Below are 20,677 nucleotides of genomic sequence, written 5' to 3'. Positions count from 1 at the left end.
GGGATATGATGGTCCTTTTCATTCCCCTTGCCCCGCTTGATTGCGAGAGATTGATGTCGATTCCCCCCCATTGTCGACCCGGCGTTTCGCTAAAAACGTTGTGGTTGAGCGTATTCACTTACGCGTTTTTCGGCGCTTCGGTCCTCGCCCAGCCTCCGACTACCGCGAGCCCCGCGTTGCAATGGCCGCGTTTTTTGAACTCGGACTTCAGCGGCTCGGTCAACGCCGTTGGAATGGCTGCGAGACAATGGAACGTCGAACCGAAGCTGGATTGGACGATTCCGGTTGGTGACGGCTATGGGCTCGGCGTCGTGCAAGAAGGGGCCTATTTCCATTTCGACGCATCCGAACGTACCGAACGGATTCGCATGATCGCGATGGACTCGGGCAAGACGATCTGGGAGCGAACCTATGAATTAAACTATCGCGACCTTTATGGGTACGAAACCGGACCAAGGTGCAGTCCGACGTGCGACGGCGACTTGGTGTTTTCGTTCGGCGCGGCGGGGATGTTGACGGCTTGGGCGATCGACGACGGAACGAAGTTGTGGCAAGTCGATACGAACGAAAAATACTCCGTCGTTCAGAACTTCTTCGGCGTTGGTTCGGCACCGTTGGTACTTGGCGATCTTGTCATCGTGATGGTCGGAGGCAGTCCTGTAGCGGATCAAGCGATCGCTCCGGGACGGCTCGACCGCGTCTCGCCCAACGGTTCCCTTGCGGTGGCTTTTGATCGATCGACGGGTAAAGAACTCTGGCGATGCGGAAACGATCTGGCGAGCTACAGCAGCCCGCGAACGATGCAGATCGATGGCCAGGATTATGTCTTGATGCTCGCCCGTGAACATCTGCACTTGATCGATCCCCGCCAAGGCAAGTCGATCGGCCAAACTCGCTTTCGAGCGGACATCCTCGAAAGTGTCAACGCCATGACGCCCGTCGTCGAAGGAACACGGGTCTTGATCGGTGATTGTTACGACTTAGGCTCCGTCGTGTTTGATGTGAAGATCGAGGATGGTCAAGCGGATTTCAATGAAGTTTGGCGTGATCCGGAAAACAATCGGCGCAACCAATCTCTGCGTTCTCATCTATCCACCCCCGTGCTCTGCGACGGCCATCTCTACGCATGCAGCGGCCGCAACGCACCCGACAGCGACTTTCGGTGCGTGGAGTTTGCTACGGGGAAAGTGAAGTGGACGGCACTCGATCGTCGTCGCAGCACCGCAACCCGGGTCGGAGAAATCTTGTTGGTACTAAAGGAAACCGGCCCGCTGCACATTGTTCGTTGTACACCTGATGAGTACGACGAACTCGCCGTCTGGAATCTGGATCAATCCGACGGTGACCGGCCAGCGATCACGTACCCGTGTTGGGCCGCTCCGGTGGTGGTGGGCGAGCAAGTCCTCATTCGCGGAGATGGAGATTTGTTGTGTCTTCGTCTACCCGATCCCGCTAGACGATAAGGCTACGACTCCTGCTCATTTAATTCTAACGTCCAGGGTTGATTGTCAGGCGATCTCGCCAAGATGGCGCGGGCGATTTGCGGAACAATACTTTGTTCAATCGCTCGCTGCAGCGGGCGGGCACCATGTTTCGCGTCAAAGCCGGTTTCGACGAGTTGATCGACGCACGCCGTCGTCCACTCAAGGTGCAGGCGTTGGTTCACGATCGTTTCACGCCGACGCAGTGATTCCAACTCCTTGATCACAATCCGCCGAGCGGTCTCGGGGTTGATGGGATTGAAGGAAACGATCTCATCGAGACGATTGAGGAATTCGGGACGGAACGCGTTTCGAATTGCTTTGTCGATTCGCGAGACTCCTTGTTGCGGGTCGAGGCCGCTGAACCCGACGGCCGACGTGCGAGACGCGCCGACGTTGGTGGTCAACACGATGATCGTCCCGCATAACGACGTGACACGTCCGAAGCGGTCGGTGATGCGTCCCTCATCGAATGCCGACAACCATACGTCGTGAACTTCCGGAGATGCCTTTTCGAACTCGTCGAGCAGAAGCACGTTGAGCGGTTGATTTCGAACGCGACCGATCCAACCCGCCACGTCGCCGTCGTCGTTGACCGTCAAACGATGGACCCCGTCATAGCCGCCGTACTCGCTCATATCCAATCGTATTAATCGGTCATCGATCGGTTGATCGCCCAACGGTCGACCGAGATCGCTGGAAGATCGTTGCGACTTGGAACCGAACAGATACTTGGCCAAACACTGCGCGAGCTGGGTTTTCCCGACACCGGTCGGTCCGCTAAACATCAACGTGGCGATCGGACGATCAGGATCACACAAGCCTGCTTTGACGCGAATCACGACGCCCGCAGCGACATCCACGGCAGCGGACTGATCGATTACCGATTCCGACAATTCGCGTCGAACCTCATCAACCGACAACGGGCGATCGTCTCGCAGGACCATTTCCGGGACGCCCGTCCGCTGAGTCACGGCATCAATGATGTCGGCACGCGAGATCGTTGATCGCTTGTCGGAGATCGCCGACTGGATCAGCCGCCGAGACAAATCGATTGCAGGTTTGGGCGGCGCCTGGGCCGGACAGAACCGTTTCATCAATTGGGCGATCAAGAACGACGCATCACGATCGATCGTCAAGCGATGATCGCGTTCGGCTTGCCCGAACATCGTCGTCAAGATCGCTCGAGTGCGGTGATCTGAAACCGCTTCCAATCGAACGATCTCAAAACATCCGAGCAACTCGGGCAACAATCGCCGAATCGCTTCAACTTCATCCTCGGTAGCTTCGGCGATCACACTCAATTCGCCACGCCGCAGATAGGGAATCAAGAACGCAGCCAACGAATCCGTCGGCCCTTGACCGCCGAGCCGCACGAAATCGATCAACGACTCAAACGCCAAGATTGCCGATATCGAATCGGCGTCGGCGATGATCCGCTCGACGCGTTCTTCCCATTGTCCCAAGTACGCCATGCCGGCAATCAAGTTTTCGGCGGATGTCTGCCACAAAACCGGTGGGAACTTCCGTTTGGCACGCGGAGTGGAATCGGATTCTGGATCAAAATCATCATTTGCCTGTGCCGCGTTGGCAAGTTCGTCCTGAAGCTCCCACGCGACCCGACTGACTACGGTGGATTTGCCACATCCCGTCGGACCGACCAGCAGAACGCTGCCTCCGGATAGCTTCGTGGTGGCCTCGCACGGGCCGTTGTAAACGACCAGGGGATCCCGCGAGCCGGGGCCGCGACGTTGATTCAAAACCGGCGTCGCGACGGCCGACAATTCACTGGGTAGCTCGATCGCCGCCCCACTTCGTCGCTCGCGAGGGCGGACGCGAATCGGACGAATTTCGTCACGCAACGGCGGTGTGAGGGCGGCGATCGTGTGTGCGGAAACTTGGGACGCGTAGCCGCGAACGTGTTCATCGATCAGTCGTTTCATTTCCGTCGTCGACGAACAATAGAACTCGCTATCAAAATCAACAAGGAAACATTCGATGGAGTTGTCGGCGAATTGCTTCACCGCGTAACGAACCGGCAACCGAATCTCGCCACCGACAGGCGTTCGGCGATTGCGATCGTGTTGAAACAACCGCACCGAAACCGTCGTTCGTTCGAGCGTCATGGCGTGCGCGTCAGGCCATGGTTCATCCAGTTCGGTCTTTTCCAGTTTGCGAATTCGCTGCCGCACGGCGGCGAACGCTTCCGCGGCGGTGGAACCTCCCGCGGACACTTGCGGGCCGTCGATCACCCAAGCCGTGAACAAGTCGTCGGCATACTGCGAAACCAGAACAGACACTTGCTGTGCGGTCATGAGCCGGTCCAATAGGTGGATTGGCAAAGCAAATCGATGGCGGCGTTGAACAGACTCTTCGACTCGATCCGGCGACCGCTACGAAGGTCCAAGTGGTGTTTGCGTTCGTCAAAAATCCGAGAGATCGGCGGCAAGTCATCGGCGTGTTCGAACGTTCGGTCGCTATTAAGCGACCCGCTAAGCGAATCTTCAGGCGAACCTTCAAGCGAACCGTGAAGATCAACCGGCTCGGCGCGAACATCCATGATGCAAACCGCACCCTGCGCGGTCACAAACTGCCAACCGCCTACAGCCTGCGAGATCGAAGCGAACGCCAGAGCCCCCGACACGAGGATGGATGTCGCATCGCCGGAAGATTCCGGACCGACGGCTTCGGCTTGCACGTCCAATCCCTCAATCTCAGAAAGCCAATGGGTCAGCACCCGCCGCATGAATACTGCGTCAAGCCGAGTCATGTCGTCGAAGTCTTCCATCATGGCTTTCAGCTTTGAATTGCCTACTGAATCACCGGTTAAAACCCGCCGACGACTCGGCACGACGGCCGAATCCCCGTTGCCGAACGCTCGCACAACGACCCGCCACTGCATCGATTGTCCACGATGTTGAAATTGCGATTGCAATCTTCCCACATGGATTAGCAACTCGTCACGTAACTGGCACAGGTCTGCAGGTCCCGCCGGCATCGACCGATTCTCAAAATAGTCTTGGATCGCTTCGTGGGCCTGAAAGTCGAGTCGGTGTGATTTGGGTTTGTCGCTTGCTTGCAGTTTATCACGGTTCGGCGGGGAACCAACTTGATGCACCGGAGTTACCGGCGGCACGCTCGGCTCTTGCGACAATTGTTCGCGAAGATCATTCAAACGGGAACGACAATCTCGCCACAATTCCCGGATGTTGATGTGCTCCAAGGTGGACGGGCTCACCCCGCCCGCGTGACCCGATGTCGTGCCCTCACCCGATGATCCGAGCTCCCAACGAACCGGCTGCTCGTCCAACGGCGACCGAAGCTCGTCAAGTTTTTTTTCGACCAAATCGCACCACTGGGCCGTTGTTCGATCGATCGGTTCGCCATGCTCGAGGTAACGAATCGACTTACGACGAACAACCAAACGGCCACTCGGATCGATTTCAATCCGCAGCAACGTGGGGGCATCGGATGTCTCTGCGGCTATGATCTCGGCGGCAGGTCGGATCAGGTCACGTTCGATTTGCCGTTTCAGAGACCGGGCGCCCATAGCCGCGTTGACGCCCCGGCGAGCGGTGGCGTCGATGGCAGAATGATCGATATCGATCAACACGTTCCGCCGCCGCAAGCCGTCGCGTTTCAACAATCGCTGGACCTGCAACCACGCGATCTGCCGAATCGTTTCGTCGGATAACCGATCGAAGTGTAAAACGCCGTCGATGCGATTGAAGAACTCGGGACGAAAGTATTCTCGCACCGCCCGATCGTGTTTTTGACGCACGAGTGTTTTTTGCCGCATCGCCGAATCGTCGCCTCCGACGAAACCCGTCGTCGACAGCGATTGCCGCGAACCGAGGTTGCTGGTCATCAAGATCAACAGGCCACTCAAATCGACCACACGTCCTCGCGCGTCGCTGAGTCGGGCTTCGCCGAGGGCTGGCAACAGCACATTCAACACCGACGGGTGGGCCTTCTCGATTTCGTCAAGTAACAGAACCGCGTGAGGTCGGCGACGAACCGCAGCGGTCAGCAGACCGTCGGGCGCGTCAAACGTTCCGATCAAACGCGACGCGGCATCCGGACTTGATAACTCGTTCATGTCGATCCGAATCATACCGCCTTCGTCGAATAAACAAGACGCGATCGCTTTGGCCGTTTCCGTCTTGCCCACACCGGTCGGTCCCACCAATAGGTACGTGCCCAGAGGCCGCGACGTGTCGTTCATCCGCGCGATCGCGACCATCACACGATCGACCAACACGTCGATCGCTTCGTCTTGACCGATAACTTGGCGACGTACCTGGTCGATCATCTCCGACCGCTTGACGTGGATCTGTCGATCCAAGATCGAACGTTGTAGTCCCGTTTGGCTGGCGAAATCGCTGAGCACGTCATGGCGATCGATCTTGCCGCGGGCATGTTTGGTCGCCAATGAGTTGAGCGCGGCGACCGCTTTTCCGGGCAAAACCGATGCCTTCTCGAAACGGTCTTGCAGCGAAACGATCTCGGGAACGATTGCGAAATCAAACAGGCATCGATGGATGGATTCCAGTCGTTGAGCCGTCTTGATCAGCAGGCGGGTCGTTCGGTCGCGATTCATTTCACGGGCCGGCACGACCACGAAACGCGACGCGAACTTGGGATCGCGATTCTGAAACACGGACCAAGCCTCGGGCGTCATCTCGGCCAAGATTCGAACGGGCAGTGCGTCGAGTTGATTGCGCAGCATGTCGGCAACACACATGCTGCTGTCACGTGTTTTGCCCGCGTGAAACAACCCCAATAAGTCGTCAAACACCAACGTATGATCTTTGCGGTGGGCGTGCCGCAGGATGGCCAATACCCGTTCTTGCCATTGACCTAAGTACGACATACCGCTGATCAAGCGAGGTGGCGACAGATGCCAGAATTGACGCCGTCCCTTCTTTGAAGGCATTCCACCGATGGCACCTTCGATCCGTGCCGTCTTGCCGCTCCCGCGTGGACCGACCACGACCACACAGCGACGGTCGCCCAAACTTAACAGCGTCCGCAACCGCCGCAGATCGCCGGCCACACCGATCGGACGACTGAGTTGCTCGGGCGGCAGTTCGCTCAGGCAACGCCCCACCTTTCGCAATTCCGATGCACCGTCGGAAACATCGTCGCCGCCCAACAACGCACGTAGCGGATCAACGGTTTTCGGCGTGGCAACGCCCAGCGGAATCTCCAGACAGACCGTATCCACCCAAGCTTTGCCTTGAATGCTTAGCTCCCGAATCATGTCCACGACGGAATCCGTATCGCCTTGGTGGCGGGCCGTTTTGCGGAAGTGATCCTGGTAAACTTCCGTCGCTCGTTCTTGGATCGTCTGATGAGGCAAGACATCAAACCACAACGTCGGCAACGATGGCGAAAACACGGTGCGATGCGACTTCGTACCCATGCGGACCAGCATGACCTTCCAATCCGCCGTTCGGTCGCGCAGGTTTAGGCTCAACTTCACCACTTCGCTCGAAATAGGATCGGCATAATGAAATCGAAGCAGCGGTCGATGGTCGGTTTGACGTCCCAAATCTTGCAATACGACCCGCAGCCGATCTTGGAAACGCGATAAGACGCGGGCTAAACTCGTTCCCGATCCTTCGGGGCCATCGATCAAGAGCGGACGAACGGAATACAACTCGCCCCGCTCGGACCATTGTTTTCCGGTTTCTCGGCGTGAGGTAATGTAGACCGGGATGATGAATTGCATGATTGAAGGTCCGTCCGTTTAAAACGGCGCGCCAAATTCGTCGCTCGGCCAACCCTGATCGAGTATCGCCCACATGGTGGCCCGATGATGCGACTCGAGGACATCTTCGAGCCACCGGCCGCTACGGTCCAATTTCGAGGTTTGAGCCGGCATCGACGAATACGTGAACCCGACATCGACCATTTTCAACTCCTGAACCATGTCATTGGAAAGGTCATAATTTCGGCGGGGATAACCGTTGTATTGAAAATCCGCCTGGATCAACCAGTCTGGGGCCACGTAGTCGATCGGCAATGTGGCGTGCAACTCCACCATGACCGATGAGGTGGCATCGTGGTTCGCCCGGGACGGACGAAATCCGTTAAGGTTGAAACTGTGAACACCCGCCTCTCCCGCGATCAGTCCAGAGACACCGGGGCCACGGAACGTCAACATCACCGCGAGCGTCCCATCGGGTAAATTCTTCAGCGCGTCTTGCCGCTTGCCGAAATGACCGCTGCGCATCGCGAAAGCGGCTAAACCGTGAGATCGGAAATCCTTGTTTTCGGGCAACTGTGAACTTGAAGATTGGCTGGCCAATCGAAACGCCGGCTTGTCCTGCCAGCCTTCGCTTTCAACAACCGGGTCGGATTCCCCATTCCGGCCACGTCGGATCAAAACGTGCGCTTCCATCGATCGGTCCGACGACGACGCCCATTTCTGATAAGCGAGCAACAACGGCGTGGCGATCGCCAAATTCGGGCCCGAAACGACGAGTGTAATGCGGTCGTGATTGTTGGACTTTGAATGCGACAACTGTGTCAGCGTCGTGAACAGCCGGTCCTCCAACACGTCGGCCCGACGGGTAGCACGCTCGACGTCGATCGGTTGGAGATTGTGAGTACGTTCGAGTAATAGAGCTTCGAACTTTTCCACGTCGCGAACGACGCGACGACATCGTGCGATGGTCGTGGCCAAGGTCTGACGTTCTAACGCGTTTTCGCCGAACCGAATCCGGCGACGTTTTTCAGGCTTGGTCGTCGCGGCGAGCTGATGCTTGATCGTTCGCGTCAACCACTCGTGTCGGTTGCGAACCTCCATAAACGGATCGCACTGTTGGAGCGATTGGCTGCGACGACGCAACAGCGACGCTCGGGATACCAATTCCTGCACCGAATTATCCAGGTCGCGTTTGTGTTTGGGAGTTTTCGACAATGCCTTGCGATGAACGTGAACTTGATCGGCAACAAATTCAATGTGGATGTCCTGTCCGTTTCGCCGCGACTTTTGCACGACTGCCTTTTGCACAACGGCCTTTTGCACAACGGCAGAGAGTGGTACCAACAATCGGTCTTGAATCTCACGTTGCAACGGGCGAGCGCCAAATTGGGGTTGGTAAGCGGACTCGGAAATCGACGCGACCACGGCCGCATCGACGGTCAACTCGCCGGAATGTTCACGCAGCCCGTCGCGTCGGCGCAGGTCGTCGATTTGACTGCGAGTGAGTTGATGGATCGTCTCCGGCGAGAGTGGCTGATAGGCGATGATGCGGTCGATACGATTAAGCATCTCGGGCCGCAAGAACTCACTGACGCGCCGTCGAAAGTGGCTTTCCAATCGTGACGCGTTGGCTATGGTGTCGGCGGTTGCCGAAGCCATGGCGGCCAAGCCCATGGCATTGGCGCGGTAGTCTTCGACGCCGAGGTTGCTGGTCATTAACAAAATCGAATTGCGAAAGTCGGCCACGCGACCGGCGCGATCGGTTAATCGCCCTTCGCCCATGACCTGCAATAACAAATCAAAAACCGAATGATCGGCCTTTTCAAACTCGTCTAGCAAGATCAACGAGAACGGTTGAGCCTGCACTGCCGAAGTCAAGACACCGTCGGGTTGGGACACCGTTCCGATCAAACGCATCGCTGCGATCGGGTCGGCATACTCGGCCATGTCGATTCGGACCAACCGCGAGACGTCGCCGTAAAACAATCGAGCGAGTGCCTTGGCCGTTTCCGTCTTTCCGACTCCGGTCGGACCGATCAACAGCAACGACGCCAAAGGTCGGTCGCCGCGTGACAAATCAGTACTCAACACCGCGATCAAATCGACCAAACGATCAATCGCTGCCTCCTGGCCGAGAACCTGTGACGACAATTCCTTGCCGATCGCATCCAAATCCGGCGGCGACCCCGTATCGATAAGAAATCGGGGCAAACCTGTTTGTCGACTGAACCCCTCGATCACCCTTGCGACATCAAGAACCGGGCCCTTGCCGGGATGCGGAATTGTTTCCGGGAATTCGGTCCGCTCGATTGGTGATTGGCTCGCCGATTCGCCCACTGAGCGATTGGTGGATTCACCGACGAGTTCACTGAGCATCGCGTCGAGAGAATGCAACGCCCGACCGGGCGACGCCCCGACGGTCGGAAATCGCCGATGCAAACGATCAAGCAACAAAAGAGCGTCAGGCTCAACGGAAGGCGTTACCGAACGCGAAACGACCTTTGGGGCGCGGCTTGGAAGCGTGAACCCGGCCCGGCGGTTTGCCTTTCGCTTTCGTTTGCGGTTTTTCTGTCGCAGTGTCTCGGTGATATCGACAGGACACCAGTTCGCAGCCGCGTCGAGCAAGATGTCGCGGGTCGTCGCGGGATCCGGCGGCGTCACGTGCAACGGCGTCAGTGCCTCGACCAAATGCGGTTCGGTTCGCTGCAATGTTGCAAGCTCCGCTGGTAAGCATTCGATGACAACTTGGATCGTCCCGTCGGCAATTCGAGGGGCCAACAAGGATCCCACTCCGCCGCTGCCCCATGCGCGACCGGACTGACACAATTCAACCGCGTTACCGAGGTGCAACAACACTTGATCGCGGCGGGCTTCGTCGATCAAACGCAAACACTGTTGTTGCCAACCGCCAAAGCCCGATTCGCCCGAAATCAGTCGTGAACCGTCGGTGGCGTACACGATCGGGGGCGGCGTAACCGACCGCATCCAGGTCTGAAAGATGGCGGTTTTGCCCACGCCGGTTGGACCGACTAGCAATGCCGATCCGCCACGACGACCGTTGGCGGCGCCCATGGAAAGGATGTCACCGAGCTGCTTGACTTCGCCGTCCCGGTGCGAGGCCGGACGGATCGAGTTGGGATCGATCCGAACGGCGACTTTGCTGAGCGTCGGCCGGCCGCTCGAAGAGTCTTTTGCGTCCCACCGTGCCCGCTCCGATGGCGTCGGCAATTTCACCGTTAGCTGTCGCGATACCAACGTCGAGCCTGCCGATTCGTGGAGAGTCGTCAACGTCGCGAGGAGCGATTCACGCGAACGACGGATCGTCGCGCGAACTTGTTGAGCAACGAGTCGGTCCACGTCCGTCTTCACCGACGCAGCGATGCGAATTTGCAGCGCCGGAACGACGGCGATCTCCACCGCCGACTCAACCCGATATCGCAACACGTCCAGCGGAATCGTCCATGCTTGCTGCCAGTGTGATTGGCCGGGCTCAGGTTTGAATTCAACGTCCAATGTCGAAAGCGTGACTTCACCGCGGACCAAGCTCATGACCAACTCGCCGGGCATGAACCGTTTGATCACCGATTGGAGCCGACGCAATGTCACCGCCACGGCGTCCTCGGGAGTGGCCGCCAAGAACGCATATTCCGGAAACCCCACCGGCTCGGCCAAATGAAGGCCGCCGTGGCATCGAAGCAAAATCGGCAGATCCAAGGTCAGCGACGTGGGCATAGGACCAGTATAGACGTTCCCATGCCCTGCGGGTTCGCGATCGAAGGCTCGTTAAAACTTCGCCGCGATCGACCTGCTCTTTTCGACCGCCGCAAGCACCGTCGAAGCTACATCTTGTGGGGCGGCCAAGGTGGGTTCGATGACGACACTTTGTATATCCGTGAACCCAAAAAACCCCAGCATCTGTTCGACGTACGGTTTCTGATGATCCATCCCCGATCCTTCGCCGCCGTATGACCCGCCGCGTGCGTAGATGACCACCGCCGGCCGGCCCGTCACCAAGCCGCTGTATCCGCTTTCAGGATCAAATGAAAACGTCTGACCGGGCTGTGCGATCACGTCGATGTAGTGCTTCAACTTGTAGGGAACGCCAAAATTCCACATCGGAAGACTGATCACGTACTTGTCGGCGGACTTGAACGCGTCGCAACACGCCACGACGGCCTCCCAAGCCTTGGCCTGATCGTCGTCAAAACCTTGGCCGTGCAATACCTGATACTTCGCGTCGATCGTGTATCCGTCGAACTCGGGAAGTGTCATGTTCCAAAGGTCCAAGATCACAATTTCATCGTCTGGATTGGCCGCCTTGTAGGCATCCAAGAAAGCATTGGAGACCTCGATCGATTTCGAGCGAGCCTTGCGAGGAGACGATTCGATATAGAGTAGTCGTGCCACGGAGCGTTCCGGTTGTTGGAGGGGTGAACGATTTGGGATCTCGTCATAGGAGTGTCCTCATGATGATAGCGACCCGGCCACCTTCGGCCACCAACTAGCCGTTCTTGGCCCTCGCGTGTATCCTCTGCCCGACTCTTTCCGGCTTTTTCCTTTCAAACCTTTTCTTCGCGACTTTCCGGCGGCAACATGTCTGATCACGATTCGCCCATTTCCTTGCGTTTGGCTGTTGGCGGCGATCACGCGGGATTCCAGCTCAAAACCCTGGTCATCGAGCGATTCAGCGACCATGTCATCGAGCTGCTCGACTGCGGAACTCACGACGAAGAAGCCTGTGATTACCCCGACTTTGCCGTCGAGGTCGCCGAACGCATTAACTCCGGCCAAGCTGATCGGGGATTGCTGATCTGCGGCAGTGGAGTGGGCGTTAGCGTCGCGGCCAATAAAATCACGGGCATCCGTGCGGCGATCTGCCACGACACGTATTCAGCCCGGCAAGGGGTCGAGCACGACGACATGAACGTGCTGTGTATCGGCGGTCGGATCATCGGCAGTGAGCTGGCGTTTGAAATCATTACCGCATTCCTAAAGGCACGCTACACGCCGCAAGAGCGACACGCCCGCCGTTTGCGGAAAATTATTGCCTTGGAAGAAAACTGAGCGGACTACTCGATGTGACGCCACCACCGTATAAAGGGGCGTCCCGTTTGATACCTTGAACCCGAGTTCGACAAGAATGACACAACTGCTGGCCGCCCGCGCGGGTGAGATTACCCCTGAAATGGAATTCGTCGCGCAGCGAGAGAACCTCTCGCCGGAGCTGATTCGCGATGAAGTGGCGGTGGGCCGAATGGTCATCCCCGCGAACAAAATCCACGCCGCCGGATCGCTCGAGCCGATGTGCATCGGGATCGCGGCGAAGTGCAAGATCAACGCGAACATCGGCAATAGCGCCGTGACAAGCAACGTCGGTGAAGAACTCGACAAGCTTCACACGGCCGTTCACTTCGGGGCCGATACGGTGATGGACTTGTCGACCGGCAAAGACATCGACAACATCCGCCGCCAAATCATCGAAAAGAGCCCCGTGCCGATCGGCACCGTCCCGATCTATCAAATGCTCGAAGAACTCGGTGGCAACATCGAGGACATGAACGCCCAGCACTTCCTCGATATGGTCGAGCATCAAGCGAAACAAGGCGTCGACTACATGACGATTCACGTCGGCGTGAAGTTGGAGCATCTGCATTTGACCGTCAATCGCATCACCGGCATCGTCAGCCGCGGCGGTTCGCTCATCGCCAAATGGATGATGGCACACAATAAACAAAACCCGCTACTGGAAGCCTTCGACGACCTTTGCGATATCATGCGTGAGTATGACGTGACTTGGTCGCTCGGCGACGGTTTGCGACCGGGTTCGATCGCCGACGCTTCCGATGCGGCCCAGTTCGCTGAACTGGACGTTCTCGGTGAATGCACAAAACGGGGCTGGGAAAAGGGAACGCAGGTCATGGTCGAAGGCCCCGGCCACATTCCGTTGGACCAAATCCAAATGAACATCGAGCGACAAATCGAGGTCTGCCACGGTGCGCCGTTCTACGTGCTCGGCCCCTTGGTCACCGACATCGCTCCCGGTTATGACCACATCACCAGCTGCATTGGTGCGGCCAATGCTGGGATGCACGGCGCGGCGATGTTGTGCTATGTCACGCCCAAGGAACACCTCGGCCTGCCCAACGAGGAAGACGTCAAGCAAGGCGTGATCGCGTATAAGATCGCCGCCCACGCCGCCGACGTCGCCCGCAAACGCATCGGGGCTCAAGACCGTGATGATGCGTTGTCACGAGCCCGATTCGCGTTCGATTGGAAAGAGCAATTTCGTTTGTCCCTCGATCCGGAAACCGCCCAGAAATATCACGACGAAACATTGCCCCAGGATACCTTCAAGAGCGCCCACTTCTGCAGCATGTGCGGCCCGAAGTACTGCTCGATGAAGATCACCGAAGACATCCGCGAGATGGCCAAAAGCAAACAGCTCGTCGAATTGCCGACAACCTAGTGCTTTGCCCAACTTTATTTTAGGATTAGTCGTTTTGGCGCTAGCGGGCTGTTGATTTAGTCGTATACCGAACGACAACCATTAGCCGATGGGCGTTAGCCCCGGTTAACAGCCGTGTAAACCGCCGCTAACGCGGTACGGCTAATTAAATCAACAACCCGCTAGCGGGCTGTTGATTTAGTCCTCATCGAAACCCGAAGCGTGAGCGAGGGATGCATACAAAGGACTTAATGGTGATGAATCCCTCGCTCACGCTTCGGGTTACGATTAAATCAACACGCCGCTAGCGCCCAAACGGCTAATGTTGCCAACCCTAAAGTTGAATCTAGGCAAAGCACTAGTCCGCAGTCTGCTGGCTGATTTGAGATAATCACCTCGTTCCAGCACGAATTGCCAATCGTGCTCGTGCTCGTGCTCGTGCTCAGTGAAACGGTGCTCGTTAGCGAAAAGAGCCTTTAATCAACGTCCAATCTTCGACCGCGATCGACGAGACGTTGACCGCCCCGCCAGCAAACATATCGCGGAGCACAACCTTGATGAAAGCCTGAAGCTACTCGACCGATACTCGGGACAACCACTTGCCCAACGGTGAAGCCAAGATCGCGGGCATCAGGAACACGTCGCCGATCAGCGCAGCCGATAGCAATCCAAACATCATCAACGCAAAACGCTGCGTCGGCACGAACGGGGATAAGCCGTAGACCGACAAAGAAATCGCGCACACGGCAGTTGTTTGCCACATTGCCGGTCCACAAATTCGTAGTGCTTCGGTGGCGGCTTCGTGCCGAGTTTGCCCGTTTTTCATTTCAACGGAGTAACGAGATAACAAGTGAATCGTTGCGTCGACGGCGATTCCCAAGGCGACGCTGGCCGTCATCACGCTGCCGATGTCCAACGGCATGTCGATCAATCCCATCACACCGAACAGGGTGATCGTAGGAAACAAGTTCGGGAACATCGCCAGCACCCCGCCGATCACGCTGCGCAGCAACAGGATCATGACCACCGCGACGACGCCAAAAGCAGCCAAGAAACTACGAAACAGATCATCCAACAGGACGTCTTGCGATCCGGTCGACATCGGAATCCCGCCGGTATAAGTCAACGAAACTGCGTCGGAAGGAGCCAGTTCCTCGATGAGCTCGTCGACGATGTCCTGCACACGCTTCAGCTCGCTGCGGTAATCGAGTTCGTTGTCGAATGGAAAGCGAAAACTAACTCGCCAAATCGGATTGCCCTGCTCGTCAACGGTGAAGAAACCGGAACGGTTCAGCGACGCGTCGTCACCTTCGATTTGCTTGCGAATGTTCGTTTCTCGGACGATAGCGCCCACCGAACGATTCTCGGTCGCCGGCGGCGTTGGTAAGAACGTCCGGGCTGACATCACGCCGCCGACCCCTTCGATGCGGCGGATCGCGTCATCGAGGTCGCGGATTAACCGGAACTGCTCCATGATGTCGGGCATCATAACACGATTCATTCGAACCAAGAGCTCCGCGTTGATCGTTGGGCCCAAGTGGTCTTCGAACCACTGATAGTCACGGTGAATCAAGCTGTCCGGCGGGAACATTCGCGGTACGTTGACCGATGTGGTCAACAACGGCATCCCCGTTGATGTGCCAACGGTTAATAACGTAAACAAAACGACCGTGGCGATCGGATAGCGGAGGATTCGTCCGGTCAGTGATTGCCAGTGACGATCCAGCCACACTCGCAAACGTTGGTCAATCGCCGCACGTGGCTGAACCCTGCCCTTGATCAAACCTCGACGTTGCATCGTTATCGCGTGCCATTGCATCGCCCCGGGCAACATGGTCAGCAACATTAAAAGCGTTCCAAGCACGGAACCTGCGGCGATCACCCCGAATGCACTGACCGGCCACAATCGCACCAAGCCCAACGAGCCCAATCCGATCATCGTCGTGATCGCAGCTAACCAGCAGGGAACATAGCCTGCTTGGATCGCACGGCGGGCCGCAGCCGTTGGATCAATCGTAGGGTCACTCTCAATCACGTCGAGGTAGTAATTGCTCAAATGAATCCCCGCGCTAGCGGTCAAAACAAACACCAACGGCGGCAACACGATCAGGATGGCATTCATTTCCAATCCGACCAGGTGAACCACAGCCAACGACATTCCTTGGCCGATCATCGCGACGGACAACACGACGAATGTCAACAGCACCGAACGCAGACACAACCAACAAATCACCGCGCCGAGAACGCAGGAAGGCAACGTGAATTTCTCGATCGACGCAGTCGCTTCGTGGTCCAATAGCGCTCCGTCGATCGGCGGCCCCGCCATCCGAACGTCCGCCGGTTCAATGCCCAACGCCTTGGCCACATCCGCAGCCATTCGGGGTAAGGACTCGTTACGAAGATAGTGTCCGGCTTCGGAGAACGTCGCCAACAAACACGTTTGTTTCCCGTCCGGCCCGACGAGCGCTCCGGCGAGTCTTGCGCGAATTCCTTGATCACTGAAACTCGCTGGGGGCCGATTCAAAATGTCATAGATCGCTTGGCCCGATGTGAGCAGTTCGAGGTAGTCGGGGGCATCACGCCGCGCCGCGAGCCATCTGGATTCGTCGATCGGATCGCCATGACGAGGCAATCCCTTCTCTTCGCCGAGATAGCGCAACTCATCAGGTACCGGAGCCGAGGGAACACAGTACTTTTGCAATGCAGCGATCGCCAACGGGATTTCCGGCGATCCCAGTTCACAATCCTCCCAACTGATCATCACGATCTCTTGGCCCTGAAACCGCCGCGTGAACTCCTCATACTCCGCTCGAACCGGCAACGTTTCGGGCAACCAAAGTCCAGGCGCGTTGAACATCGTCGACAACGCTGCCTGGGAACCGAGGATGCTGATCGGCGCGAGCACCGCGAGGACCAACGCACCGATCACGAGTTGAAACCAGTAAGCGTTCTTTTGACGATTCAATGACATGAGGGTGCTACGTCGTCTCCTTGAAGTTCTGCACGCTGCGATTTCGGCATCGAGTTGGCCGGTGATCGACATTTCGGTGCACTGATCGGCTGCTTCCCGGCGAATATGATAGCGACACCCGAACGCGCCGCCGACCGGCGTTCACCGCTTGAGCGATTTTCGGGCTTTCCAGCGTCTTTGAGTTGAACCCACTATGCCCAATGTGAGCGATCGTCACGACACTGCGTTACACGTGCCCCAGCTAAGGAACCCGGCATGATCAGACGATACCGTCTTCATCCCTGACTCGCCGGTCACCTCCACTCGACGACCGGCCGCCTCCAGAAGAAAAGGAAGTCGATGATCGGACTCAGTCTGCCCGCTTGGGACATGTCGCACATGCGGCAGTTCGTGGAAAACAAGCTATGCGAACTTGGGGCGTTGGAACCGGCCCAGTTCCCGTTAACGCAGCGAGAGGTCATTCGACGTGGAAAAACCTGCGGATTCTTCTTTTGCTTGCATGGCCCACGAAGTGTGAAACTGACCGCAATTGCCGACCTGAACACCCAATCCCTCGTTTTTTACGGCAGCGACGGAGTCCGACGCGAGACGCTTTTGTGGGATGAGATTCTGTCCCATTAGGACCTTTCAAAATGCCATTAGCTGGCTGTTAATTTAATCGTAACCCGATGCGTCACGGCGTGTTGATTTAATCGTAACCCGAAGCGTCAGCGAGGGATTGAACGCCATTCATTCTCTTTTAAGTATCCCTCGCTCACGCATCAAGTTTCGATGAGGACTAAATAACACCCCGCCAGCCGCGTGCCTTCGCCTTTGGTTAACGTTTCTAGACCGAGGTGAACCCCCATCGGCCAGCGAGCAAAACAGATTTTCAGCGAGGTTGTCCGATAAAACGCCGTTTTTCAACGGATTTTTCAATTTTTTGGGCGTTCCCAGGTTGCCTGGTGCGTCCTCGGATCGTTATCATCTCGCCCTCTCACGAGGGGAATTACCACGTTAACCGCTACGGATGGGTTGGACGTGACGATTGCTCTCCTTTAGTTCCTCAAAATCGGAGGAGTTTTCACATGCAACGAATTCAATTCGAAGGGTTTACGAAGCGGATATGGTAAAGCTATTGGTGCGAGATCGGGAAACGATTCAAGAAGCAGTTCGACGATTCCGAAAATTGGTAGAACGCAGCGGCATTAAAAAAGAAATGCGTCGTCGTGAGTTCTACGAAAAGCCCAGCGAAACCAACCGCCGCGCCCGCCTGCGAGCCGAACGTCGCAACAAACGCACCCAACTGCTGGTTCGCTGAGAAACGCGATCCGTTGCTAACGATTGGCCATTCGCTAGCAAATCAATCCAGTGCAAATCCCAAATCCGAGAGCTAATAGTGATCCGCTATTAGCTCTACCCAAGGGCGTTTAGCTCAGTTGGCTAGAGCATCTCGTTTACACCGAGAGGGTCGGGGGTTCGAGTCCCTCAACGCCCATCAAATTTTCTATGTCGGTCTCGAGATCGAAGATGTCGTTGTATTGCCCGCTATCGAATTCGGGCGTCTTCAATTCATGAAAATCGGAGAAATTGGCAGCGGAGGAGCGGGATCGGCTGGGAATTCTTTTGCCCCATTGATCCAGTGCCAACATCGCTCCGCTGAAGTCATTGGCTTTGCGGAAGAAATCATCGGGTTGGTTTTCCTTCACCAAGCTGTTTTTCACGATTCGCTGAGGTCTTGGCAACAATCGATCCTAGTGCTTCGTCAAAATTTAGTTTTAGGGTGAGCCGAACCTAGCGGGCTGTTGATTTAATCGTATACCGAGTGACAACAATTAGCCGACGGGCGTTAGCCCCGGTTAACGGTCGCGGGAACCGCCGCTAACGCGGTACGGCTAATTAAATCGACAGCCCGCTAGCGTCGTCGGCTCACTTCACTAACCCTGATTTTTTATTTTGACATAACGCTAGGCCTCGTCTTGAGAGTGATTCCCGATTCGGCGAAAGAGCCATTTGGGGGATCAACTATCGGTTTTTGCCGACGACTGGGTCGCGGTGGGCGGGGGCGTATTGAACGCGACGACTCTCTTCCACCACGGCGGCGTCGCGGTAAGCTTCCACAGTGGGTGCGGATTCCGAAAGTGACACATTGCAATAAGTTAACAGCGTGCCCTTCTCAAAGTGAACATTGCGAATCGCCATTGCATACTCAATCTGAGCTTGATGAAATCTCAGTCGCGCGTCGAGTAGTCGACGGTGGGTCTCCAAACGAACGTCCAGAGCCGGGTTGTCTCCACTAGCCGCTTTCGTTTCCAAAGCATTGAGTTGACGGATGATCGCGTCGACCCGTTGCTTTTGGAGAGTCATGTTATCGAAGGCACGCTTGAGTTCATTGAACGTGTTGCTCAGTCCGAAGTGGACGGAGCGTTGCTGTTCTTGGAGAACATTCACTTCGCGTTTCAATGCTATTTGCGAATTTCGCACGGCGGCGTGAGCCCTGCGAAAACCAACCGGCGATTGATACTCCACCCCGACTTGCCACTCTTGCATATCACCGGATAAGAGGGACGCGGTTGCGTTGCTGACGCTGTCGTCGTCGAGGAGTCGGTCACCAAAGCCGCGAAAGCGATAGCGGCCGATCAGGTCGAGTTGTGGCTTCAAAAAGTTTCGATTGGCCGTCAACTCTAGCTGTCGCTGTTTGATGATCCATTCCTGGCGTTTGAGTTCGGGGCGATTGTGCAGCGCCTCGGCAATCGAAGCGTTCCAGTCGTATGTCACAGGTGCATCGGTCGGTGCTTCAGCTGGGCGAATTAGTTGCCCGTCGTTGATGGGCATGCCCATGATTAGCCGCAACTTTCGCTCTTGAAACCTTAAGCCGCCGATAGCCCGGAAGGTTCCACCACTGCTGCCGTTGTTGGTTCGAGTCCCGTCGATGGCACGGCCATTCAAGGCGTCAATGATCTCGGCTTCAAAACGAAAGACTTGTTCTTCCGCCTGAGCGACGTCCCCGCTCGATGTTGCGTTCTTCGGCAATCGCTTCAGGGTGTCTTTGGCGATATCGCGAGCGTCGATCTTGGCTTCCAAATCGCGATAGGCGTAATACAAATCCCAATAGGCGTTCTCTACATCGGCCAACAAGTCGATGACTGCTTTTTCGAACTCCGAGAGGCTGATGTCGGTGCGGACCCGCGAGATCAATACGCCGTTGAGTTGTCCCACACTCGCCCCAGGCCCGGCGATTCGGTTGAATTGAGTACCTGCCCCCTGCATCAACGGGTGGCGGATTTCGGCGTCGACGATGTTGTCGTACGTGTTCGGGCCAAAACCGTTGGATAGCTGGTTGTTGTTGTCATAGACGATTTGCTGACGTAAGGTCATCAGCCCGCCCGTTGCGGAACGCTTTCGAACGCCCAGTTCGTAATTATGCAGGTCTTGTAGAAAGACACCTTGGTTGCCAAAAAATCGATTGTTCAGTTCGCGATCATTTTTCTCGAACAATGCAGAGGCGAACAGATTGGCATCGAACGCACTGAGTGCGGCCTGTTCGCCCGTTTGGGCGTTGGAATATTGCAGAGCCGGGTCAAATCGCGTGACAACCGAGTCAGGCGAACGCAACAACGCGCCCCCGAGGTCGCGAACAACTCGAGAATTTTCCAGCGCGTAGCGGAGGCAGTCGTCCACAGTGAGCGGAATCGTGTTCTGCGGGGACAGAGATTCTTCGTCGATATCGAGTGGCGATATCGTTTCCATCATCGGCAGCCCGACGCAGCATTCGACGTCCGCGTCGGCGGGCCGCAGTTCTTGCGGGCCGCAACTCGGGTGTAGTGGCACACCTGGCGAGCAAGCTTCCCGGAAATTCACCTTTTGCGAATGAAAACCGCAGCCGCCGATCATTTGGATCGTTAACGCGATGACCAGCAGGTGGTGAGTCCTATTATCCATAAAATGACTTTATTTGCGAGAATCCTTTCTCCACCTAGGTCATCGGTCTCGATCCCCCCGCTACACTCGGGAATATTCATACCACAGGAGTCAGACTGCGATCACGAACGCCAAAATCGATAGGACCGTTACAACTCTCACTTGGA

General features: G+C 56.5%; 11 protein-coding genes and 1 tRNA gene. 6 read left to right on the top strand and 6 right to left on the bottom strand.

Annotated features, from left to right (window positions below):
- The first annotated feature begins 53 nt into the window (after positions 1-53).
- Complete coding sequence (locus Pla100_RS02680; protein WP_146576104.1) at positions 54-1,463, top strand: outer membrane protein assembly factor BamB family protein; 1,410 nt, start codon at positions 54-56, stop codon at positions 1,461-1,463.
- Between the two features lie 2 nt (positions 1,464-1,465).
- Here the strand turns inward: Pla100_RS02680 and Pla100_RS02675 are convergent, their stop codons facing one another.
- The 4 genes from Pla100_RS02675 to Pla100_RS02660 are packed head-to-tail and all read right to left on the bottom strand — an operon-like array spanning position 1,466 to position 11,601.
- The gene (locus tag Pla100_RS02675) at positions 1,466-3,796 is read right to left on the bottom strand and encodes an AAA family ATPase (protein ID WP_146576103.1); all 2,331 of its coding nucleotides are present in this window, start codon (positions 3,794-3,796) and stop codon (positions 1,466-1,468) included.
- Entirely contained in the window at positions 3,793-7,215 is a 3,423-nt protein-coding gene (locus tag Pla100_RS02670; protein ID WP_146576102.1) for an AAA family ATPase, read from the bottom strand. The genes Pla100_RS02675 and Pla100_RS02670 overlap by 4 nt, the downstream gene beginning before the upstream one ends.
- Positions 7,216-7,233: 18 nt before the next feature.
- The gene (locus Pla100_RS02665; protein ID WP_146576101.1) at positions 7,234-10,926 is read right to left on the bottom strand and encodes an AAA family ATPase; all 3,693 of its coding nucleotides are present in this window, start codon (positions 10,924-10,926) and stop codon (positions 7,234-7,236) included.
- Between the two features lie 51 nt (positions 10,927-10,977).
- A complete protein-coding gene (locus Pla100_RS02660; RefSeq protein ID WP_146576100.1) occupies positions 10,978-11,601 on the bottom strand; it encodes an FMN-dependent NADH-azoreductase in 624 nt (207 codons plus the stop codon).
- A 186-nt stretch (positions 11,602-11,787) separates the two neighbouring features.
- Between Pla100_RS02660 and rpiB the strand changes: the two genes are divergently transcribed.
- Both rpiB and thiC read left to right on the top strand, forming a co-directional pair.
- Positions 11,788-12,258, top strand: a complete 471-nt coding sequence (gene rpiB, locus Pla100_RS02655; RefSeq protein WP_146576099.1) for a ribose 5-phosphate isomerase B — start codon at positions 11,788-11,790, stop codon at positions 12,256-12,258.
- A gap of 76 nt (positions 12,259-12,334) precedes the next feature.
- Complete coding sequence (gene thiC / locus Pla100_RS02650; RefSeq protein WP_146576098.1) at positions 12,335-13,660, top strand: phosphomethylpyrimidine synthase ThiC; 1,326 nt, start codon at positions 12,335-12,337, stop codon at positions 13,658-13,660.
- A gap of 550 nt (positions 13,661-14,210) precedes the next feature.
- On the opposite strand, the gene Pla100_RS02640 is transcribed toward thiC, so the two are convergent.
- On the bottom strand, positions 14,211-16,610 hold the full coding sequence (locus tag Pla100_RS02640; protein WP_146576097.1) for an efflux RND transporter permease subunit: 2,400 nt from the start codon (positions 16,608-16,610) through the stop codon (positions 14,211-14,213).
- A gap of 339 nt (positions 16,611-16,949) precedes the next feature.
- Between Pla100_RS02640 and Pla100_RS02635 the strand changes: the two genes are divergently transcribed.
- From Pla100_RS02635 to Pla100_RS02625, 3 genes are all read left to right on the top strand, one after another.
- Complete coding sequence (locus Pla100_RS02635) at positions 16,950-17,231, top strand: hypothetical protein (protein ID WP_146576096.1); 282 nt, start codon at positions 16,950-16,952, stop codon at positions 17,229-17,231.
- 484 nt (positions 17,232-17,715) lie between these two features.
- A complete protein-coding gene (gene rpsU / locus Pla100_RS02630; RefSeq protein ID WP_146576095.1) occupies positions 17,716-17,910 on the top strand; it encodes a 30S ribosomal protein S21 in 195 nt (64 codons plus the stop codon).
- Positions 17,911-18,013: 103 nt separating this feature from the next.
- Positions 18,014-18,087: transfer RNA gene (locus Pla100_RS02625), tRNA-Val, on the top strand.
- Between the two features lie 527 nt (positions 18,088-18,614).
- Here the strand turns inward: Pla100_RS02625 and Pla100_RS02615 are convergent.
- A complete protein-coding gene (locus Pla100_RS02615; protein WP_146576094.1) occupies positions 18,615-20,531 on the bottom strand; it encodes a TolC family protein in 1,917 nt (638 codons plus the stop codon).
- Positions 20,532-20,677 lie beyond the last annotated feature (146 nt).

The organism is Neorhodopirellula pilleata (assembly GCF_007859915.1).
GTDB classification, from domain to species: Bacteria; Planctomycetota; Planctomycetia; order Pirellulales; family Pirellulaceae; genus Rhodopirellula; species Rhodopirellula pilleata.
The sequence above is the reverse complement of the archived record's forward strand: the minus strand, read 5'-3'. Positions and strand labels throughout refer to the sequence as shown.